Raw genomic sequence first — 4,123 nt, 5'->3', positions numbered from 1 at the left:
TTGGAGATCGGGTCGGCTGCTCTTTCCCTCGAAGAAGAAGGGCGCAGGCTGCAAATTGAAGAGAAAATCTACAGGGATCTGCTGAGCAGCCATGCCCACTACCGCAAGCGCAGCGAAGAGCTGGCACGGTTACTCTTAGATCTCAAAGAGAAAATCTTAGATGAGCAAGGCGAAGCGGAAGTGTACGCTCACCTGAGCGGCGCCTTTCTGGGGGAAGAAGACTGACCATGCGGATCCTCTCTTTGGCTCTGCAGAACTTCAAGTCTCATGAGGACGCCTTCTTCGAGTTTGAGCCCGGTATCAACGCCATTTGTGGAGAAAATGGAGCAGGCAAAACCAGCATTCTAGAGGCCATCGCCTGGGTTTTGTTTGACTACTGCCCCTACAACCAAGAAGAACTCATCCGCACAGGGGCCAGCGATGCGGTGGCTACTGTCCAGTTTATCTCCCAGTGGGATCAGCGCACCTACGACGTTCGCCGCAGTGTCAGGCAGGGATATCGCCTCTTCGATCCGCAATTGAAGCAGCGCCTAGATTACGAGCGCAAGGCAGATGTGCTAGCGTGGCTGAGGCAACATTTGGGTGTGCCCGCCGGTACTGATTTGGCGCGGCTCTTTGCTACAACGATTGGGGTGCCCCAGGGCACTTTCACAGCAGATTTTCTCAAAACCAGTCGGGAGCGGAAAGAAGTTTTCGACCGCATCTTGAAGGTAGAAGAGTACCAGCAAGTTGCAAAGGATCTGCTGGCAGTTGAAAAATACAGCGAGGCGCAAGTTCTGGCCGTCAAGCATCAAATTGAGCTGCTCCATCAACAGATGCAAGACTGGGATCCGCTGCAAGTAGAGCAGCAGAGAATCGAGCAAGAACTGAGCCACTGGCAGGAGCGCTTAAGCCACCATACCCATACCTTGGCCGAGGTGAAGCTGGAGCTGGAGCGGCTGGAGAAGCTGCTTGAGCAAATCCAAACGCTCGACCGGCAAATTGCTCAACTGGAGCAAGAGGGATCCCTGCTGGCAGTAGCCCTTGAGCAAGCCGAAAAGCTGTGGGCAGAGGCCCAGCGAGCGCAGGCACAACAACAGCACCACCAAGAGGGATCTCAGCGCTTTTTGGCCATAGAAGATCGGTTGCGGGAGCTGGAAAAGCAACGGCAGCAGCGCCTGGAGTGGCTGAAGCGGCGGGAGGCCCTGCTCTCGCAAAAGCAGAACCTCGAAAACCAACTGGCGAGGCTGCAGGAAAAACTCAGCCAACAACAGCGCTGCAAGCAGGAGCTAGAGGAGCTGGCTCCCCAAATTCAAGCCCAAGAGGAGCTAGAGCGCCGGCAAAGCCATTGGGCTCAGCAGCTCGACACCTTGCTCCAACTGCACCGCGAATGGGAGCAGCTTCAGGAAGAATGGTCAGCCCACGCCGGGCGCTGTCAACTGCTGCAAAGCCGCGTCCAAGAGGCTGAACAGGCGCAGGCCATCTGTCAACAGCACGAATCGGCCTACAGGCGTTATCTGGAGTTGGAGGCTTGGGTGGCAGAGCAAGAGGCGTTGCGACGAACACGGCAGACCTTGACAGCTCAGCGGGAAACTTTACGGCAGCAGCTCCACCAACTCCAACTGCGAGAATCTGAATATCGACAGCAGCTCCAACTCTTCCAGAAAATCGAGGAGGAAAAGCTACACCTGCAAACGCTCTGCGAAAAGCAAACCGTCCTGGAACAACGGTACTCTCAAATTGGCCAGAAGTTGGCCTCTTTTCAGGCCCTGCGCCTAGAGCTAAGACAGAGAGAAACAGAACAGGAACAGGGCCGGGCCCAGTTGGAACAGTTGCGGCTGCAGCTTCGACAGCGACAGGCCGATCGAGAGCACGTAGCCAAGATTCCCCTCCTGGAGGCTCAACAAGAGCGACTGCAAACTCAGCTCAGCCGCCTAGCCGCGGCGCGGCAATTTCAGCGGGAACTCCAAGCCCTTTTCGAGCAGGGCTCTCACCAACTGGCCCAGCACAACCGCAGCATTCAAACTCTTGTGGAGGAGCTGGCCGCTTGCCAACAGAGTTATCCGCAACTCCAACCTCTATGGCAGCGGATCCCGCAAGTTCTGGCCCAGTCTTCAGCCCTCAGCCAACAGTTACTGCAATCCATCCAACAAATCCTACAGGATCTTTCCCCCCAAACTTGCGAGCCTCAGCTACGCCAGCAACTGGCTGATATCCAGGAGCAACTCAAGACTTTGCAGCCCCTGCTGGGCTTAACGGCGCAGATTCCCGAGTTAGAAGCTCAAATTCAACAGTTGCTGCAATGGCAAAACGAACGCCAGAGCAAAATTGAGGATCTTCAGTGGAGCCTCGAGGCAGAGCCAGACTTTCTTCGGCAACAACAGGAAATTGGCCAAGCGCTGCAGGCACTGGGGGATCCCAGGGGGCAAATCCAGCGCCTGGAAAAGGAGCTCAACAATAAGCCGAGAGTTGAGCAAGAGTACCAGCAAGTTGTAGCCAGCATCCAGCAACTTCAACAACAGATACAAGCCCTAGAGCAGCAGCTTCAGCCCCTTGCCGATCTAGACGAGAGAATTGCCGCTTTACGGGAGGAGCAGAGTTGCCATCGCAACAGCTATGAAACCGTTATCCGTATGCAACCACTTGTCCAAAGTTTGCCACAACGAAAAGATGAACTGCAAACAGCTCAGTTGGCTCTAGAACAGATCCAGCAAGCTAAGCAGGAAAAACAAGCCCAAATTGATCGCTGGGAGAAAATAGAGGGATCCAAAGATTACCTGCAAGCCCAAATTGTAAAAGCCGCCGAAACCTTGAAGTCCCTGGGGGATCCGAGAAGCCGGGCTGAGTGGCTGAAAGCGGAGCTCAAGCTGGAAAGACAGTACCTGCAAACGCAGGCAGGTTGCCTACAGCAAATCCAGGATTTGGAGGCAGCACTCCGCCCCCTCGAGGAAGCGCTGCTGCAAACCGAACACCTGGATCGAGAGCTGGGATCCCTGCAAGAACAGCGCGAACACTACCGAGCGGATCACGAGCAATATCTACGTCTGGAGCCTATTGCCAAACTGCTCCCCCAACGAGAACGGAAGCTCAGTGAACTGAAGGCGCAACAGCAAGCATTGCAAACCCAACTGTCCCAATTGCGGGCACAGCGGGATCCTTTGGCTTCCCTCTATCAGCCTCAGGAGCACCAACGTCTGCGCTCCCTTTTGCAGGCCACCGAAATTCAAAAGGCCGAGGCTCAAGCTCGCCTGGAAAGCCTTGCCCCTCAACTACAGAAAATCCAGGAAAGGTTACAGCAACTGGAGCGGGTGAGAGAAACCTTAAAACAAGTCGAGACGCAACGAATCGAGAAAGAGCGTCTACATCGCTTCATTAAGTTTAGCCGAGATACCTACAAAAAGGCTGGCCCTCAAATTACCCAATACTATCTACAGCAGATCAACAACATTGCCGATCACCTCTTCCGGGAAATCCTCAACCGCCCCAATGTTGCCCTCACCTGGGAGGCCGACTACGAGATCCGCGTTCAAGAGGGAGGCGGCCCCAAACGACGTTTTGCCAGCCTTTCTGGAGGAGAGCAGATGTCGGCAGCTCTGGCAGTTCGCCTAGCCTTGCTCAAGGTGTTAGGACAGTTGGATATTGCCTTCTTCGACGAGCCCACCACCAACATGGACGCCCAGCGCCGACAGCGATTGGCCGAGTCCATTACCAATTTGCGCTCTTTTGAGCAGCTATTTGTGATCAGCCACGACGATACCTTTGAGCAAGTAACGGAGAACATCATTCGGGTGGAGAGGCACGCTGGCTCTGGCCAGATGAGGAGGGATCCCACCTATGGTATTTAGAGCTGACCGGGTTCTGGCAGTATTGCAGCAAAAGCGGGAGGCTTTCGTCACTTTTGATCAAGGGCTATCGGAGCGCAGAGAGGGATATCGGCAGGCCATGGAAAGATTGTGCCAGTGGTCGAGCGCAGAGATTGCCGAAAAAATAGCGCCCTTGGACTTTCCGGGTGCTCTACCTACTCAAGAGTGGGATCTTTACTCCAGTTGGTCAGTTCCTTTTGAACAGGCATGGACTAGCCATGAGGAAAGCGATGAATGGGCAAGGTCGATTATTAAAAATATTTCCACCTTTGCAGTAGATG

At 54.5% G+C, this 4,123-nt stretch carries 1 protein-coding gene and 2 pseudogenes; all 3 read left to right on the top strand.

Going from position 1 to position 4,123, the window contains the following annotated elements; translation table 11 throughout:
• Positions 1-225 (top strand): annotated as a pseudogene (locus NW809_RS11095) (DNA double-strand break repair protein Mre11); the annotation flags it as partial.
• Positions 226-227: 2 nt separating this feature from the next.
• Positions 228-3,824: an AAA family ATPase gene (locus NW809_RS11090; protein ID WP_414402148.1), complete on the top strand. Its 3,597-nt coding sequence runs from the start codon at positions 228-230 to the stop codon at positions 3,822-3,824.
• Positions 3,814-4,123, top strand: a pseudogene (locus NW809_RS11085) (NurA domain-containing protein); the annotation flags it as partial. The gene NW809_RS11090 and the pseudogene NW809_RS11085, both read left to right, overlap by 11 nt.

The organism is Synechococcus sp. WC101, from assembly GCF_047461555.1.
GTDB lineage: Bacteria > Cyanobacteriota > Cyanobacteriia > Thermostichales > Thermostichaceae > Thermostichus.
The sequence above is the reverse complement of the archived record's forward strand: the minus strand, read 5'-3'. Positions and strand labels throughout refer to the sequence as shown.